The organism is Sphingomonas sp., assembly GCF_019635455.1.
In the GTDB taxonomy this organism is placed as follows: domain Bacteria; phylum Pseudomonadota; class Alphaproteobacteria; order Sphingomonadales; family Sphingomonadaceae; genus Sphingomonas.
Window position 1 is genome coordinate 168,000 of sequence record NZ_JAHBZJ010000005.1, and the last position, 15,738, is coordinate 183,737.

Below are 15,738 nucleotides of genomic sequence, written 5' to 3' on the forward strand. Positions count from 1 at the left end.
CGGTATGGGGACGATTCGCGCCGTTATCTTTGATATCGGGAACGTTCTCTTCACCTGGCACCCGCGGTTTTTGTACGAGCGCCTGATCGGTGACGATCGGGCGCTCGACGCATTTCTGCGCGACGTGGTGACCACCGAATGGCATTTCCAGCATGATGCGGGACGCGACTTTGCCGACACCTCGGCGGAGCTGATCGCAGCGCACCCCGAACATGCCGATCTGATCGCCGCCTGGGGGCCGCGGTTCAACGAGAGCGTGGGCGGCCCGGTCGCGGGGATGCTCGACCTGGTGGCGGAACTGGACGCGGCGCGCGTGCCGCTGTTCGCGATCACCAATTTCAGTCACGAATTCTGGCCGCCGTTCCGGGCGCAATGGCCCGATCTGTTCGACCGGTTCGGCGATATCGTCGTGTCGGGCGACGAAAAGCTGGTGAAGCCCGATCCTGCGATCTACCGCCTGGCGCTCGACCGGTTCGGACTCGACGCGGGTGAGGCGGTGTTCATCGACGACAATCCCGCGAACGTCAGCGCCGCAGCGGCGCTGGGGCTTCGATCGATCCTGTTCGAGGACGCGGCAACCACCCGCCGCGCGCTGGCAGAGGCAGGGCTGCCGGTCGCGGCCTAATGCCGGCCCTTCAGCTCGTCGCCGACGATGGTGACGACGTGCAGCACGTTGGTCGATCCGGGCGTGCCGAACGGAACGCCGGCGCACACGATCACGCGATCACCCGCCTTTGCGATGCCGTGACGCAGCGCCATGCGCTTTGCCTTCGCCACCATTTCCTCGAACGAATCGACGTCGCGGGTGTGGACCGCATGGGTTCCCCAGAGCAGCCCCATGCGGCGCGCCGTCTCCATCTTTGGCGTCAGCACCAATATGGGAACCGACGGACGCTCGCGCGCGATACGGCGCGCGGTCGAGCCGGACATGGTGAAGCAGATGATCGCAGTCGCCGACACCGTGCTCGCGATCGACTTCGCCGCTTCGGCCAGCGCGTCGGCGGTCGTCGGATCGGGGCGGGTGACGGTGAAATGCACGCGATCGCCATGCGCCGGATCGCGTTCCACCGAATCGGCGATGGCATCCATCATCGTGACCGATTCGATCGGCCACTGTCCGGCCGCGCTTTCGGCCGAGAGCATGATCGCATCGGCGCCGTCATAGACCGCCGTCGCCACGTCCGACACTTCCGCCCGGGTGGGGGAGGGGGAGGTGATCATCGATTCGAGCATCTGGGTCGCGACGATCACCGGGCGCCCCTGGCGCCGCGCGGTCTCGACGATACGCTTCTGAAGCGGCGGGACGTTCTGCGGCGGCAGTTCGACGCCCAGATCGCCGCGCGCGACCATCACGCCGTCGCACGCCTCGACAATCTCTTCCAGCCGCGCGACGGCGCTCGGTTTCTCGATCTTGGCGAGCAGCGCCGCGCCACCGCCGATCAGCCGGCGCGCCTCGGCCAGATCCTCGGGCCGCTGGACGAAGGACAGCGCGATCCAGTCGACCTTTTGCGCAACCGCAAAGGCGAGGTCGCTGCGATCCTTTTCGGTGAGCGCGGCGAGCGGCAGGATCATGTCGGGGACGTTCAGCCCCTTCGAATTGGAAAGGGTGCCGCCGACTTCCACGCGGGTTTCGATCCAGTCCGCGCCATAGCCGGTGACGCGCAACACCATCTTGCCGTCGTCGAGCAGCAGCCGCGCATCCTGGGCGACCGATTCGAAAATCTCGCGATGCGGCAGTTCGACGCGGGTCGCATCGCCCGGCGCGGGATCGCGGTCGAGGATGAATTTCGCGCCCGTTTCCAGCACGACCTTGCCATCGGCGAATTTGCCGACCCGCAATTTCGGCCCCTGAAGATCGGCGAGAATGGTGGTCGGCCGGCCGGTGATCTTTTCAAGACCGCGAATCGCCTCGATCACCGGAATCTTCGATTCCTGGTCGCCATGGCTCATGTTGATGCGGAAGGCGTCGGCGCCGGCGGCGTGGAGCGCGGCGATCATCTCGGGCGAGTTGCTGGCCGGTCCCAGCGTCGCCAGAACGCGGACCTTGCGCGATCGCGGGTGCATGGCCTTGGTCATCGCGCGCTCTCCTTGGGTTGTGCGGCCCGTTCCCTAACGCCAAATGCAGCGTATTCAACCGTGGAGGCAGAAAAGTGACAACGTTGGACAGTATCGACGACCGGATCGCCGCCGCGGCATTTCGCCGGCTGGTCCGCCATTTGCGCCACCGCACCGACGCGCAGAATATCGACCTGATGGGGCTGGCGGGCTTTTGCCGCAACTGCCTGTCCGACTGGCTTCAGGACGCGAGCGGCGGGACGCTGGACAAGGAGGCCGCGCGCACCGCGATCTACGGCATGCCCTATGCGGTGTGGAAGGCGCGGCATCATGCGGAGGCGACGCCTGAACAGATCGAGCGGATGAACGCCAGCGTCGCGCGCAACCGCCGGGAGGATGCGCTGGACGAGGCGCTGGACGAGAGTTTCCCGGCCAGTGACCCGCCGGCGATGACCGAACCCAATCGCTGACCCGGAAGCGCTGGCGCGCCGGCGACCAAGGGCATAGTCTCCCGCCAAAAGGGGGAAAGAATCATGCGCTTCAGTCCGTTTGCCGCCATCGCCTTGCTCGCCGCCTCACCGATCGCGATCGCCCAGGTGGCGGCGCCGGCCGCCACCGCGGCCTCCACGGTGCGCTATATCCATGCCGGGGCGTTGCTCGCCAGGCCGGGCGAGGCGCCGCGCGGGCCGAGCACGATCATCGTGCGCGACGGCAAGATCGCCGAGGTGCGCGACGGCTATGTGGCGCCGGAGGGCGGTGCCGAGGTCATCGACCTGAAGGACCGGTTCGTGATGCCGGGCCTGATCGACATGCACGTCCATTTGTGGGGGATCGGCGGCGATCCGATGCGCGACCGGCTGACCGCGCTGACCCGCGACAGTGGCGACGACATGATGTTCGCGATCGAAAATGCCCGCGCCACGCTGGAGGCCGGGTTCACCACGGTGCGCGACCTGGGCGGTGAGCCGCGTGGTATCCGGGCATTGCGTGAGGGGGTGGAGCGTGGCGTCGTCGCCGGGCCGACGATCGTCAATGCCGGCGCGCCGATCTCGGTAACGGGCGGCCATGGTGATCCGGGCAACGGCATGGCCGAAATCTTCGCCAATGCGGTCCACGCCAATTACCACAATACCTGCGACGGGCCGGACGATTGCCGGCGCGCGGTTCGCGAACAGGTCGCGCTGGGCGCGCAGGTAATCAAGTACATGTCCACCGGGGGCGTGCTGTCCAATGTCTCGGGCGGGCTGGGCCGGGCGATGACCGATGACGAGATGAAGGCGATCATCGACACCGCACACGGACTGGGCCGCAAGGTCGCGACGCACAGCCACGCGATGGCCGGCACCAAGGCAGCGGTCGCCGCCGGGGTCGATACCGTCGAACATGGGTCGTTCCTGGACGATGAGGCGATCAGGTCGATGAAGGCGCATGGCACATGGCTGGTGCCGACGATGATGGCGCCCGCCGCCGCGTTGAAGCAGGCGCGCGCGGGCATGTTGCCGCCGGCCGTCATCCCCAAGGCGGAGGAGGCCGCCGCCGCCGCCTTTGCCAGCCACAGCAGGGCCTATGCCGCCGGCGTGAAGGTGGCGTTCGGAACCGATAGTGGCGTTTCGAAACATGGCGACAATGCGCAGGAGTTCGCGTTGATGGTGAAGGCGGGAATGTCGCCCGCCAACGCGCTGAAGGCCGCCACCGCCAATGCCGCCGAGGCGCTGGGCCGGTCGGCATCGATCGGCAGCATCGAACCGGGCAAGGATGCCGACATCATCGCGGTTTCGGGCAGCCCGCTGGAAGACGTGACCCGCATGGAGCGCGTCGATTTCGTCATGCGCCACGGCGTGGTGCATAAATCGGGTGGCAAGCGGCAGGCATTTCCGGCGGAGTAGGCCGCCGACCCCTAAGCGCCGCGTCCAATGACGAGCCGAAGCGGGCCGTCGAAGAACGGCTGCGTGCGAAAATGGCCATAGGTTTCGTCCCACCTTCCCGTGGCGAGATCGTGGGACAGCACGCGGATGAAGCGATCGACCGCGGCTTCCGGAACGAGACTCCAACTGGAGCAGGCGAGCCGTGCCGCCGGGTCCAGAAAGGCCTCGGGTCGGCCGTAATAGGCCTCGTTGAAACCGTCGCGGCAATCGAGCGGAACCGGCACCGGCTGCACCTCAACCGCGCCGCCCAGCGCCGCGGCGATGCGATCGATCGACGGGAAGCGCCGGGCCTCGATCTCGCGCACTTCCGGGATGTAGTCGCTAAGCCAATAGTCCATCATCCGGTCGGGATCGCACACGAGGAGAACGACGGGACCGCGCGTGACGCGCCGCATTTCGGCCAACCCCTTTTCCAGATCGAACCATTGATGCACGGTGACCGTCGCCAGCGACGCATCGAAATCGGCGTCGGCAAATGGCAGGTCTTCGGCGACCGCGTTGATCGCTCGCGAGAGATGGGGTGGACGCTGCGCTCGCATCGATGCTGACGGCTCCACCGCAGTGACTTCGCGATCCAGCGGCTCATAGGAGCCTGCGCCCGCGCCGACGTTCAGGACGGTCACCGCATCACCGAGCGCACAATGAATTTGTGCAGCGATTACCGGATCGGGTTGGCGAAAGCGGCTGTATGTGCCGCCGATCTCGCCATAATCGACGTCGCCCGCGCTTCCATCCGCGCGGCGCGCACCGGTCATCGAATGCGCCCGGGCTTCACCCGACCACCCGGTTGCCGCGGCAGGTCATCGAGAAATGCGGCGACGTCGGCCAGCTTCACCGTCCGGTCGAGATAGGTCCGGCCGATCCCGCGCGCGAGGAGGAAGGGAAGGGTCCCGCCATCCATCTTCTTGTCGTGCAGCATGTGATCGACCAGCCGCGCACCGCTGGCGGCGATGCCCGCGCTGGCAAGGTCATGGGGCAGGCCGCTCGCCCGCAGATGCGCGGCGACACGCTCGGCATCGGCGGCAGGGCAGAGTCCCTGACGCACCGAGAAGGCGAAGGCGAGCGCCATGCCCGCCGCAACGCCCTCACCGTGGAGCAGCCGGTCCGAAAAGCCGGCCTCCGCCTCCAGCGCATGGCCGAACGTGTGGCCGAGATTGAGCAGCGCGCGGGTGCCGGTCGTTTCACGCTCGTCGGCGGCGACGATCCGCGCCTTGGCCGCGACCGAATGCGCGATGGCATGGGCGCGCGCGGCGCCGTCCCCGGCGAGCAGGGCCGCGCCATTTGTTTCGCACCACGCAAAGAAGTCCGGATCGTCGATCAGACCGTATTTGACGACTTCCGCATAGCCGGCGCGCTGGTCGCGCAGCGGCAAGGTGTCGAGCAGATCGGGGTCGATCAGCACGAGCGCGGGCTGATGGAACGCGCCGATCAGGTTCTTGCCCGCGCGGGCGTTGATCGCGGTCTTGCCGCCCACGCTGCTGTCCACCTGTGCGAGCAGGGTGGTCGGAATCTGGACGAAGTTGCACCCGCGCTTGAGCACCGACGTCGCGAAACCGACCAGATCGCCGATCACGCCACCGCCCAGCGCGATGACATGGTCGCCGCGTTCGATCCCCAGATCGAGCAGCCGGTCGGTCAGCGATTCGAGGTGCGTCCAGCTCTTGGTGGATTCGCCGGGCGGCAGCACGATCGTCTCGCTCGCCAGTTTTCCGGCCATGAGCGCGTCCGCCAGCCGCCGCGCGTGCGGCGCGACATTCGCATCGGTGACGATCACGAACGGTCTGGCGCGGGCGAGTGGGGCGAGCTGATCGGCGGCATGATCGAGCAGGCCGGCGGCGATCCGCACGTCATAGCTGCGCGCGCCGAGCGAGACGGGAACGGTGATCACGGCCTGAGCGCCAGGAGAATGTCGTTCACCGTCGCCTCATGCGGGGCCATGCGGCTGACGATGTGGATCGGGGCGAGCGCATAGACCGGGTTGCGGACGGCGGCGAGTTCGGTGAGCACCTGAAGCGGGTCCTTTCCCCGGAGTAGCGGCCGGTGATCGCGGCGGGAGACGCGTTCGGCCAGGATCTTGGGCGCGGCGTCCAGCCAGATCGCGGTCGCCTGGTCAAGGATCAGCGCGCGCGTATCGGCGTTGAGGAACGCGCCGCCGCCGGTCGCGATCACCTTGGGCGATCCATCGATCAACCGCGCGATCACCCGCCGTTCGCCGTCGCGGAAATGCGCCTCCCCGAACCGGTCGAAGATTTCGCTGACGGTCATGCCGGCGGCGGTTTCGATTTCGGCATCGGCATCGGCAAAGGGCAGGCGAAGCCGCTGCGCGAGGCGGCGGCCCACCGTCGTCTTGCCCACGCCCATCAGGCCGATCAGCACGATCGGGCGGGTGATTTGTAGCAGATCGGACGCCTGGGTTTGCAGCATGGTCGCGGGGGCTATACAGCGAGGGCCACGCTCGGGCAAAAGGCCCGTTGCCTGTTGTCAAATCCGGTTCGAGGGGATCGATGTCCCGTTCTGTCGTCATCATTGTCGTGGTCGCTATCTTGTTGATCGGTGGCCTTTTTTTCCTCGCCGGACGCGATGCCGAGAAGCAGCCGGCGCGTGTCGAAAAGGTCGTGCCGCTTGAAAATCTCTCGAACTAGCACCGCGATCGCGGCCGCGCTGGCGGCGCTTGCCGGCGTCGGGATTCCCGCGCTGGGGCAGGATCGACCCGAATCGCTGCTGCCGCCCGGGTTCAACGACCCGGTCGCCGCTCCCGCCCCGGCGCCGGCCCCGGCGCCTGCGCCCGCCCCGACACGCGCGCCGCAGCCCGGCGCGACGCGCGCGCCTGCACCGGGCGGCGACTCCGCTGCCTCCGGAGCCGCTCCCGATGGGGGGGCGCCCACCGCCGCATCGCCCGCCCGCGCCGAGGCCGGCAGTGGCGAGGTGGATTATGCCGTCGTCGCCAAATATGAACTGCCCGATTTCGCGAAGCGGTCGCTCGCGGTGGTCGGGCCATCGTCGCCGGCGAGCGACGGGTTGCCGGCAAATGCGTTCGGAAATGCCGATGGGCGCTATCTCGAAGCGTTGATGCGCCGGCTCGATGCGCCCATCGCCTCGCGCTGGCTGTCAATCGCGCTGCGCCGTGCGCTCCTGTCGCGGGTCAACACCCCGGCGGGGGTGAACGGCGCGGATTTTGCCGCCGAGCGCGCCTGGTTGCTGGTCCGGATGGGCGAGGCGGAGGCGGCACGGGCGATGGTCCAGTCGGTCGATGTCGCCAACTACACGCCCAAGATGTTTCAGGTCGCCATGCAGGCGATGCTGGCGACCGCGGATCCCGGCGGAATGTGCCCGATGGTGACGCCGGCGCTGCGCACCGCGCCCGATCGCAACTGGCGCCTGGCCGAAGCGATCTGCGCGGGACTTGGCGGCGATCCGAACAAGGCCGGGCCGCTGATCGACGGCGCGCGCCGACGGCTGGGCAACACCATCGATATGCTGCTGGCCGAAAAGCTGGTCGGCATGGGTGTGGCCGGGCGGCGCGCGGTGACGGTGGAATGGGACCAGGTCGATGGCCTGACCGCATGGCGCTGGGGGCTGGCGGTGGCGTCGAACACCGATGTTCCCGACCGGCTGTTGTCCGGCGTGGGTCCGCAGGTGCGATACTGGCGCGCGACGTCCCCGGCGCTGGGGTTGCGCGATCGCGCGGCGGCGGCTGAGGCTGCGGCGAGCCAGGGCGTTTTCTCCAGCCAGGCGCTGACCGACCTTTATGGCGAGATCGAGGAGCAGGAGGATGCCAGCACTGCCGAAGTGGCGGTGGCGCGCGATCTGCGCGCGGCATTCATCGCGGCGACCCCGGCCGACCGGCTCGATCGGATGCGGCAGCTGTGGGACGAGGCGCAGGGGCCGCGTGCCGCCTATAGCCGGCTGATCCTGACCGCGCGCGCGGCAGCGGCAGTCCACCCTTCCGCCGAGCATCGCGAGGACAGCGATCGCATCATCGCATCGATGCTGAGCGCGGGATATGACCGTGCGGCGATGCGCTGGCGCGACGTGGCGGCGCGCGGGAGTGATGGCTGGGGCATGTTGCTGCTGGCCGATCCCGCGTCGCGCGCGGCGGATGTGCGCGATGTCGAGGCGTATCGGAGCAGCGCGGACGCGACCAATGGCGCGATGCTGATCGCCGCGATGGCGGGGCTGGGCAAGATCACCAGGGCGGATGGCGAGCGGTTGATGCGCGGGGCGGGCGTCGAATTCGGTGCGGCGAATGCGTGGACCCGCGCCATCGCCCGCGCCGCCGATGCGCGCCAGCCGGGTACGGTCGTGCTGCTCGCCGCGATGGGGATGCAGACGCGGGTGTGGGACGGCGTCTCGCCCGAGGCGCTGTATCACATCACCCGCGCGCTCACCCGGGTGGGTCTGGAGAACTACGCGCGGATGATCGCCGTCGAGGCGATCACGCGGCTTTGAGTTTCGCGGACGAAGACGGCCGGGCGATCGGCCGCTTCCTGGAGATGATGGCGGCGGAAGCGGGGGCATCGCCGAACACGATCGCGGCCTATGCGACCGACCTGCGGCTCGCGTCCGGTGTGCTCGGCGGGGGACTGGCGCGCGCCGACGCAGCCGCAATCGAACGGCTTGCCGGGGACTGGCGCGACCTCTCGCGCGCGACGGTGGCGCGCAAGTCGGCGGCGTTGCGGCGCTTCTTTGCCTTTCTGGTCGATGAGGGCGATCGGGCGGACGATCCCGGGCGCGCGCTCCCCCGGCCGGGAAGCGGTCGCGCCTTGCCCCGCACCCTGTCCGGCGCGGATGTCGAACGGCTGTTCGCGGCGATTCAGGCGCGGATCGCGCGCATTCCCGCTGATCCCCGCGACCTGCGCCTGCTCGCGCTGATCGAGCTGCTCTACGGATCGGGGCTGCGGGCGAGCGAACTTGTGTCGTTGCCGCGCGGCGCGGTGCAGCCCGACAAACCCTATCTGATCCTGAAGGGGAAGGGCGGGCGCGAACGGCTGGTGCCGCTGTCGGACCGGGCGCGGGGCGCGGTCGCGGACTGGCGCGCGCATGTCGATCCGAAATCGCCATGGCTGTTCCCCTCGGGCAAGTCGCATCTCAGCCGGATTCGGCTGTACCAGATGGTGCGTGCTATCGCGGGGGAGGCCGGGATTCCGCCCGACCGGATCAGCCCGCACGTGCTGCGCCACGCCTTTGCCACCCACCTGTTGGAAGGGGGCGCGGATTTGCGTGCGTTGCAGGCGATGCTGGGCCATGCCGACATCGCGACGACCGAAATCTACACGCATATCGACAGCGCGCGGCTGGTCCGGCTGGTCAACGAACGACATCCGCTGGCGGAGCGGACCGCGCCGCGCCGCGTTGACGCGGACGAACGTCAGGCATAGGGGCCGGGGCAATGGCTAGTTTTCTTGAATTCGAAAAGCCCATCGCCGAACTGCAAGCGCGGATCGACGAACTGCGCGACGCGGCCGCCGGCGGCGAGGTGGATATCGAGGCCGAAATCGGCAAGCTCCAGGCGAAGTCGGACAAGTTTCTGCGCGACGCCTATGCCCGGTTGACGCCGTGGCAGAAGACGCTGGTGGCGCGGCATCCGGAGCGGCCGCACTTCAAACATTATGTCGCGCGACTGATCGACGATTACATGCCGCTGGCGGGCGATCGCGCCTTTGCCGACGACGCGGCGATTCAGGGTGGGCTCGGCCGGCTCCGGGGGCGTCGCGTGATGGTGATCGGCCATGAAAAGGGCGACGATACCGCGACCCGGATCAAGCATAATTTCGGGATGGGCAAGCCCGAGGGATATCGCAAGGCGATCCGGCTGGTCGAACTGGCCGACCGGTTCGGCATCCCGGTCGTCACGCTGGTCGATACGTCCGGCGCCTTTCCGGGCATGGAGGCCGAGGAGCGCGGCCAGGCCGAGGCGATCGCCCGATCGACCGAGGCGTGCCTCGATCTGGGCGTGCCGCTGGTCGCGTCGATCCTGGGTGAGGGGGGATCGGGCGGCGCGGTCGCGCTGGCCGCGGGCAATCGCGTGCTGATGATGGAGCACGCCGTCTATTCGGTGATCTCGCCCGAGGGATGCGCATCCATCCTGTGGCGAACGGCGGACAAGGCGCCGGATGCGGCCGAGGCGATGAAGGTGACCGCCCAGCATCTGAAGGAACTGGGTGTGATCGACACGATCGTGCCGGAGCCGCTGGGCGGCGCGCATCGCGATCGCGACGCCGCGATCGACAGGCTGGGCGATGCGATCGAGGCGGCGCTCGGCGAACTCGCGGGTGAGAGCGCACAGGCGCTGCGCCAAAGCCGGCGCGCCAAATTCCTGGCAATGGGCCGGACGTAGGAAAAAAAGCCCTCCCCGGGCGGGGAGGGCCTTCGGACTGCGCTTACGACGCCTTCATGTTGGAAGAGACGTTGGTGAACGTCTTTTTGAGCTGATTTCCCAGCCCCTGCATCGCGGCGATCGCAGCGACGGCGATCAGCGCGGCGATCAGCCCATATTCGATCGCGGTCGCGGCGCGGGTATCGCGCAGCATGGCAACGAAGTTCTTAAGCATGTTTCGCTCCAGCGTGAAAAAGGGGGCGGCAAAGCCTGTGGCCGCCGCCCCCCGTTTTTCAATCGACGTTTCGAATGAAGGGGGTCTTACGACGCCTTCATGTTCGACGAAACGTTGGTGAAGGTCGTCTTGAGCTGGTTGCCCAGGCCCTGCATCGCGGCAATCGCGGCGACGGCGATCAGAGCGGCGATCAGGCCGTACTCGATGGCGGTCGCGCCCTTCTTGTTGCCGAAAATCTTGCGGATCGTGTTCATACCGGTCTCCATCCTGTTCACAAGCTTCATCTACCCGGCTGTCCCCGGGGATCGCCCGTGTCCAGCAGGTTCGAAATTAGGGGCCGGAGGTTAACAAACAGCTTAAGGCCGAAGCGGAATCGTTCAGCCCGCGCTGGCGTCCTGAACCTGTTGCGACACGTTGTTCCACATGCCCGTGGTGCCGCCCGCAAGTTCGGTCAGCGCGCCGATCATTGCGAGCACGATCAGCGCGAGGATGAAGCCATATTCGACCGAGGTCGCAGCGCGGCGGCAGCGGCCAAGGCGAACCAGCAATGATCTCAAAGGTCGCAAGCGCGTACCTCCACCGTTTTGGGTAGTGACGGTTTACCCCAAACAGGATTAACGAAAGGTCGATGCGCGACTCGGATAGGTCCGAAACGGAACTCCTGATGGTGGTGGCCGCGGCGATGATCGATGCCGATGGCCGCGTGCTGGTCCAGCGACGTCCTCCTGGCAAGCCGATGGCCGGGCTGTGGGAATTTCCGGGTGGAAAGGTCGATCCGGGAGAGACACCGGAAATCGCGCTGTGCCGCGAACTGGCCGAGGAGCTTGGCATCGATGCGGATCCGGGGGGCCTGACGCCGCTCGCCTTTGCGAGCGAGCCGGTCGGCGATCGCCATCTGTTGCTGCTGCTCTACGGCCTTCGCGACTGGCGCGGAACGGCGCAGGCGCGCCATGCCACCGCATTGCGATGGCTCGCGCCCGCCGCCCTTCGCGACCTGGAGATGCCGCCGGCCGACGGGCCGCTCGTCGCGGCGCTGGTGGCGGGAGCTAGCGTCGGAGCTTGAGCGCGTCCGCCAGCGACGCCCTCGCGGACCCGCGCCGGGCCGGTTTTGGCTGGGACGGGTCGGGCGCCCAGCCGGTGACGAAGATCGTGTCGAAGCGCTCGACCGTTCGGCCTGCCGCGTCGGCGCGTGCCGCGAACGCATCCACCGCCCGGGCGAGGGTCGCGCGTGAGAGCGGCGCGGGGTCGGCAAGCAGGCTGGTGCCGCCCATGCCGCGCAGATCGCGGACGAGATCGAACAGCGAGGCGTAGCGGACATCGAGCGTTTCGACGTCCGCGACGGGCAGGGCGAAGCCGGCGCGTACCATCAGGTCCCCGGCTGACCGCACGTCGATCATCGGATGCACGCGCGCGGCCGGCCGGTCCACCTCCGCCGCCAGCATCGCCGCGCGCAGCGTGGACAGCGTCGCTCCGCCCAGAAACGCACCCAGGAACAACCCATCGGGCCGCAATGCGCGCCGAATCAGCGCGAGCGCTCCGGGCAGGTCGTTGACGGTATCGAGTACGCCCGCCGAAACGATAAGGTCGAAACTGCCGTCCGCGAAGCGAGGCTGGTCCTCGTCCCCCTGAATACCCCCCGCCTGGTCGGCGAACCGGCGGCCGGCATCGATCCGGGTGACGCGCGCGTCCGGCGGGGCGATGAACGCGCCGCCGAAACAGCCAAGATCGAGAATGTCGGCAAAGTCGCGACGGACGAAGGAAAGCCGGTCGGCAATCCCCTCCAGCATCCAGGCGCGCAGGAAATCGAACGTCGCATAGTCACGCGCGGCGCGGTCGCGGCGGGTGCGGCGGCGATCGCGGACGAAGATTTCGGGCGGGGACGTCACGGCGCGGCTTGTGCCGGTTCGCGCGCCGCGCGACAAGCGTGGCGTGGGGGGAACAGGCGTCAATCTGGCGAAACCGGTGCGGGCGTTGGTGGCGCTGGCACTGCCGCCGCGCTGCCCGGGGTGCGGCGATGTGGTCGATGCCGATCACCGGTTCTGCGCGGCGTGTTTCGGTGGCCTGACGCTGATCGCTCCGCCCTGGTGCGCGGCGTGCAACCTGCCGTTCGACCATGATCGCGGGCCGGATGCGTGGTGCGCCGCCTGTCTGGCCGAACCGCCCGCGCATGGCGGCGTTCGCGCGGCGGTCGCCTATGGCCCGGTCGCACGGTCGCTGGCGTTGCGGCTCAAATATGGGCGCCGCACCGGGCATGCGGTCACCGCCGCCCGCATGATGGCGAGATTGATGCCCGGGGACGCGGCGCTGATGGTGCCGGTGCCGCTGCACCGGTGGCGATTATGGTCGCGCGGGTTCAACCAGGCCGCGCTGATCGCGCGGGCGCTGTCGCGCCTGACCGGCGTACCGGTCGAGGCCGAACTGTTGCGACGCGTGCGGGCAACGCCGGTGTTGCGCAATCTGAACGGGCGGGGACGGCGCAAGGCGGTCGCGGGGGCATTCGCCCTTGCCCCCGATGCGCGCGCGCGGCTGGACGGCCGCCACATCGTGCTGATCGACGATGTCCATACCAGCGGCGCGACCAGCGATGCGTGCGTCCGCCTGCTCAGACGCGCGGGCGCGGCGCGGGTCACGATACTGTGCTGGGCGCGGGTGATCGATTCGGACGGCGCGGATTGACAAGCCGCCGTCGCGCTCTCACCTCCAGACGATCATGGCGAAGATCGAAATCTATACCCGTGCGTTCTGCGGCTATTGTTCGCGGGCGAAGGCGCTGCTCGACGGCAAGGGCGTCGATTATGAGGAATATGACCTGACGTTGGGCGGACCGAAGCGGCAGGAGATGATCCAGCGCGCGAACGGCCGCTCGACCTATCCGCAGATTTTCATCGACGATCGTCATATCGGCGGGTCCGACGACCTGATGGCGCTCGAGCATGACGGCAAGCTGGACGCGCTGATCGGCGGATGAAGGCCGCGATCCTTCAGATGACGAGCGGGATCGACCCGCACGAAAATGCGCGCGTGTTGAGCGAGGCAGCAGCCGCCGCTGCCGGTGCGGGAGCGGCGATGCTGTTCACGCCGGAAATGTCCGGCCTGCTCGATCGTGACCGTGCGCGCGCGGCGGCGAGCATCGTAGCCCAGGATGCCGATCCGGTGCTGGCGGCGATGCGCGAGGCGGCGGCGCGCCATGGCCTGTGGGTGCATCTGGGTTCGCTTGCATTGCGCGGCGAGGGCGGGAGGTTCGTCAATCGCGGGTTCGTGATCGATGCTGCGGGCGAGATTCGCGCGTCATATGACAAGATCCATCTGTTCGACGTCGATCTGCCCTCTGGCGAACGCTGGCGTGAGAGCGACGCCTATGCGCCCGGCGACCGCGCGGTCGTCGTGGACAGCCCGCTCGGGCGGATCGGCCTGTCGATCTGTTACGACCTGCGTTTCCCCGATCTGTTTCGCGCGCTGAGCGATGCGGGCGCCACCTTGTTCTCGATCCCCGCCGCCTTTACCCGGCCGACCGGCGCGGCCCACTGGCACATTCTGCTGCGCGCCCGCGCGATCGAGGCCGGGGCCTTTGTCGTCGCCGCGGCTCAGACCGGGATGCATGCGGACGGCCGCGCGACCTATGGCCACAGCCTTGCGATCGATCCCTGGGGCGAGGTGCTGCTGGACATGGGGGAGGGGACCGGCCTGGGCCTGATCGACCTCGATCCGGCGCGGGTGGTGGACGTGCGCGCGCGGATTCCGGTGCTCGACCACCGGCGCCCGATCGGCGGGGTGGAGCCGGCATGATCGTGTTCGACCTGAAATGCGGCGCGGACCATGTGTTCGAGGCGTGGTTCGGCTCGACCGCCGACTATGAGTCCCAGTGCGCGCGCAAGCTGATCGCCTGCCCGATCTGTGGCGACGTGACCATCGGCAAGGCGGTGATGGCGCCGAACGTGGCGGCAAAGGGTAACCGGGCCGCCGCCAGCGCTGCCCAAACGCCCGATCCAAAGGCGGCGATCGCCGCGCTGGCCCAGGCGCAGGCGCGCGCGCTGGAAGGCTCGCAATGGGTCGGCGCCGCCTTTGCCGACAGGGCGCGCGCGATGCATCTGGGGGAGGAGGCGCAGGCGCCGATCCATGGCCAGGCAAGCCTCGCCGAGGCAAAGGCGCTGATCGAGGACGGAGTTCCCGTCGCGCCGCTGCCGCTGCCGGTGGTGCCGCCCGAACAGCGTAACTAGCGGCTGGCAGAGCGGTGGGTTCGCAGTTAAGAGGGCGCCCGTGACCCCGTAGCTCAGCAGGATAGAGCATCAGATTCCTAATCTGAGGGCCGCGCGTTCGAATCGCGCCGGGGTCACCAATTAAATCCCGCCGGGTCAGTGACTTGGCGGGATTTTTGTTGGGGCGGCGGGGCGCATAGAGACTTTTCGAAAGTCTGCATACGGACTTTTCAGCGGCGGCAGGCGGCAGGCGGCAGGCGGCAGGCGGCAGGCGGCAGGCGGCAGGCGGCAGGCGGCAGGCGCTCTGGTCGCGCACAAGAAAAGGCCCCCGAACCCATTGGGGTCGGGGGCCTTTCACGATCCGACCCGGAAATCCGGGCAGAAGGCTTACTTGACGTGCTTGGCGATGTGCTTGTTCAGCTCGAACATCGTCGCCTTGTCGCCGCCGAAAATCGGCTTGAGCTTGTCGTCAGCCAGGATCTCGCGCTTGTTGGCGGGGTTCTGGAGGTTGTTCTTCTTGATGTGTTCCCACATCTTGCTGACGATCTCGCTGCGCGGCAGCGGGCCGTTACCGACAACAGCCGCCAGCTCCGGCGAGGGGGTGACGGGCTTCGCGATACCGCCACGGGCGCCGCCGGATGCCTTCTTTTCCGCCATTCTTTCTTCTCCTTTGCGAGTCCGCGGCCAGGCCGCCGGCTCAAATCTTCTTCAGCGCCGACGGCTTGTGCGATGCCTTCCCGCCGTTGTCGCTTTTCACGATGTACTGCGGTTCTTCGCGCGATGCACGTACTTGATGCCCTTTAATGGAGCTATCCGACGTTTGTTTGTGGAGAACTTCGCCTTCCGCGGTGCCTCCATGCGAATTCCACGCGACCCGGTCGCCCTTGTGCAGCGCCTTCGCCATGCCGATTCTCCTTTCGCGGAGCATCAACGACCAAGGGGCGCGCGGTTTCCCGCGCGCCCCCCGGCTGATCGCGATGCGGGACCGGTCGGCCCCGCGCCGCGACATGG

Annotated in this window: 22 protein-coding genes and 1 tRNA gene; 13 read left to right on the forward strand and 10 right to left on the reverse strand. The window is 68.0% G+C overall.

The annotated features are described in order from the left end of the window. Positions 1 to 4 precede the first annotated feature (4 nt). Positions 5 to 625, forward strand: a complete 621-nt coding sequence (locus KF783_RS08685; RefSeq protein ID WP_294078279.1) for an HAD family phosphatase — start codon at positions 5 to 7, stop codon at positions 623 to 625. Here the strand turns inward: KF783_RS08685 and pyk are convergent. Next, positions 622 to 2,076 (reverse strand): pyruvate kinase, encoded by a 1,455-nt coding sequence (gene pyk, locus KF783_RS08690; protein ID WP_294078281.1) that lies wholly within the window; start codon positions 2,074 to 2,076, stop codon positions 622 to 624. The genes KF783_RS08685 and pyk overlap by 4 nt on opposite strands. Positions 2,077 to 2,150: 74 nt before the next feature. Between pyk and KF783_RS08695 the strand changes: the two genes are divergently transcribed. Both KF783_RS08695 and KF783_RS08700 read left to right on the forward strand, forming a co-directional pair. Then, positions 2,151 to 2,525: a DUF1244 domain-containing protein gene (locus KF783_RS08695; protein WP_294078283.1), complete on the forward strand. Its 375-nt coding sequence runs from the start codon at positions 2,151 to 2,153 to the stop codon at positions 2,523 to 2,525. 63 nt (positions 2,526 to 2,588) lie between these two features. Beyond that, entirely contained in the window at positions 2,589 to 3,941 is a 1,353-nt protein-coding gene (locus KF783_RS08700; protein WP_294078284.1) for an amidohydrolase family protein, read from the forward strand. Positions 3,942 to 3,952: 11 nt separating this feature from the next. On the opposite strand, the gene KF783_RS08705 is transcribed toward KF783_RS08700, so the two are convergent. Genes KF783_RS08705 through KF783_RS08715 form a run of 3 tightly spaced genes read right to left on the reverse strand, consistent with a single transcriptional unit; the run spans position 3,953 to position 6,404 of the window. Further along, on the reverse strand, positions 3,953 to 4,735 hold the full coding sequence (locus KF783_RS08705; RefSeq protein WP_294078286.1) for a class I SAM-dependent methyltransferase: 783 nt from the start codon (positions 4,733 to 4,735) through the stop codon (positions 3,953 to 3,955). Next, complete coding sequence (gene aroB, locus KF783_RS08710) at positions 4,732 to 5,868, reverse strand: 3-dehydroquinate synthase (protein WP_294078288.1); 1,137 nt, start codon at positions 5,866 to 5,868, stop codon at positions 4,732 to 4,734. Before aroB ends, KF783_RS08705 begins: the two co-directional genes overlap by 4 nt. Beyond that, positions 5,865 to 6,404 (reverse strand): shikimate kinase, encoded by a 540-nt coding sequence (locus KF783_RS08715; protein WP_294078290.1) that lies wholly within the window; start codon positions 6,402 to 6,404, stop codon positions 5,865 to 5,867. Before KF783_RS08715 ends, aroB begins: the two co-directional genes overlap by 4 nt. A gap of 80 nt (positions 6,405 to 6,484) precedes the next feature. Between KF783_RS08715 and KF783_RS08720 the strand changes: the two genes are divergently transcribed. The 4 genes from KF783_RS08720 to KF783_RS08735 are packed head-to-tail and all read left to right on the forward strand — an operon-like array spanning position 6,485 to position 10,317. After that, the gene (locus KF783_RS08720) at positions 6,485 to 6,622 is read left to right on the forward strand and encodes a hypothetical protein (protein WP_294078291.1); all 138 of its coding nucleotides are present in this window, start codon (positions 6,485 to 6,487) and stop codon (positions 6,620 to 6,622) included. Continuing rightward, entirely contained in the window at positions 6,603 to 8,429 is a 1,827-nt protein-coding gene (locus KF783_RS08725) for a hypothetical protein (protein ID WP_294078293.1), read from the forward strand. Before KF783_RS08720 ends, KF783_RS08725 begins: the two co-directional genes overlap by 20 nt. Then, positions 8,426 to 9,358, forward strand: a complete 933-nt coding sequence (locus KF783_RS08730) for a tyrosine-type recombinase/integrase (protein ID WP_294078294.1) — start codon at positions 8,426 to 8,428, stop codon at positions 9,356 to 9,358. The genes KF783_RS08725 and KF783_RS08730 overlap by 4 nt, the downstream gene beginning before the upstream one ends. A gap of 11 nt (positions 9,359 to 9,369) precedes the next feature. Continuing rightward, the gene (locus tag KF783_RS08735) at positions 9,370 to 10,317 is read left to right on the forward strand and encodes an acetyl-CoA carboxylase carboxyltransferase subunit alpha (protein WP_294078296.1); all 948 of its coding nucleotides are present in this window, start codon (positions 9,370 to 9,372) and stop codon (positions 10,315 to 10,317) included. A gap of 43 nt (positions 10,318 to 10,360) precedes the next feature. Here the strand turns inward: KF783_RS08735 and KF783_RS08740 are convergent, their stop codons facing one another. From KF783_RS08740 to KF783_RS08750, 3 genes are all read right to left on the reverse strand, one after another. Next, positions 10,361 to 10,531 (reverse strand): Flp family type IVb pilin, encoded by a 171-nt coding sequence (locus KF783_RS08740; protein ID WP_294078298.1) that lies wholly within the window; start codon positions 10,529 to 10,531, stop codon positions 10,361 to 10,363. An 86-nt stretch (positions 10,532 to 10,617) separates the two neighbouring features. Further along, a complete protein-coding gene (locus KF783_RS08745) occupies positions 10,618 to 10,785 on the reverse strand; it encodes a Flp family type IVb pilin (RefSeq protein ID WP_066665303.1) in 168 nt (55 codons plus the stop codon). A gap of 123 nt (positions 10,786 to 10,908) precedes the next feature. Then, entirely contained in the window at positions 10,909 to 11,088 is a 180-nt protein-coding gene (locus KF783_RS08750; protein ID WP_294078358.1) for a Flp family type IVb pilin, read from the reverse strand. 107 nt (positions 11,089 to 11,195) lie between these two features. Between KF783_RS08750 and KF783_RS08755 the strand changes: the two genes are divergently transcribed. Continuing rightward, positions 11,196 to 11,594, forward strand: coding sequence for a (deoxy)nucleoside triphosphate pyrophosphohydrolase (locus tag KF783_RS08755; RefSeq protein WP_294078300.1), 399 nt, complete (start codon positions 11,196 to 11,198; stop codon positions 11,592 to 11,594). Here KF783_RS08755 and KF783_RS08760 read toward each other — a convergent pair. Beyond that, positions 11,578 to 12,417, reverse strand: coding sequence for a methyltransferase domain-containing protein (locus tag KF783_RS08760; protein WP_294078301.1), 840 nt, complete (start codon positions 12,415 to 12,417; stop codon positions 11,578 to 11,580). The genes KF783_RS08755 and KF783_RS08760 overlap by 17 nt on opposite strands. 43 nt (positions 12,418 to 12,460) lie before the next feature. Between KF783_RS08760 and KF783_RS08765 the strand changes: the two genes are divergently transcribed. The 5 genes from KF783_RS08765 (at position 12,461) to KF783_RS08785 (ending at position 14,867) form a co-directional block, all read left to right on the forward strand. Continuing rightward, positions 12,461 to 13,207 carry a ComF family protein gene (locus tag KF783_RS08765; protein ID WP_294078303.1) on the forward strand — a complete coding sequence of 249 codons (747 nt, stop codon included), beginning with the start codon at positions 12,461 to 12,463 and terminating at the stop codon, positions 13,205 to 13,207. Between the two features lie 34 nt (positions 13,208 to 13,241). Further along, a complete protein-coding gene (grxC, locus tag KF783_RS08770) occupies positions 13,242 to 13,499 on the forward strand; it encodes a glutaredoxin 3 (RefSeq protein ID WP_294078304.1) in 258 nt (85 codons plus the stop codon). Next, entirely contained in the window at positions 13,496 to 14,317 is an 822-nt protein-coding gene (locus tag KF783_RS08775; RefSeq protein WP_294078305.1) for a carbon-nitrogen hydrolase family protein, read from the forward strand. The genes grxC and KF783_RS08775 overlap by 4 nt, the downstream gene beginning before the upstream one ends. After that, on the forward strand, positions 14,314 to 14,748 hold the full coding sequence (locus tag KF783_RS08780) for a DUF1178 family protein (RefSeq protein ID WP_294078306.1): 435 nt from the start codon (positions 14,314 to 14,316) through the stop codon (positions 14,746 to 14,748). The genes KF783_RS08775 and KF783_RS08780 overlap by 4 nt, the downstream gene beginning before the upstream one ends. Positions 14,749 to 14,790: 42 nt before the next feature. After that, positions 14,791 to 14,867 (forward strand) — tRNA-Arg (locus KF783_RS08785). A gap of 247 nt (positions 14,868 to 15,114) precedes the next feature. Here KF783_RS08785 and KF783_RS08790 read toward each other — a convergent pair. Both KF783_RS08790 and KF783_RS08795 read right to left on the reverse strand, forming a co-directional pair. Then, positions 15,115 to 15,384: an SWIB/MDM2 domain-containing protein gene (locus tag KF783_RS08790; RefSeq protein ID WP_294078308.1), complete on the reverse strand. Its 270-nt coding sequence runs from the start codon at positions 15,382 to 15,384 to the stop codon at positions 15,115 to 15,117. A 40-nt stretch (positions 15,385 to 15,424) separates the two neighbouring features. Then, positions 15,425 to 15,631, reverse strand: a complete 207-nt coding sequence (locus KF783_RS08795; RefSeq protein WP_294078309.1) for a DUF2945 domain-containing protein — start codon at positions 15,629 to 15,631, stop codon at positions 15,425 to 15,427. Positions 15,632 to 15,738: the final 107 nt, after the last annotated feature.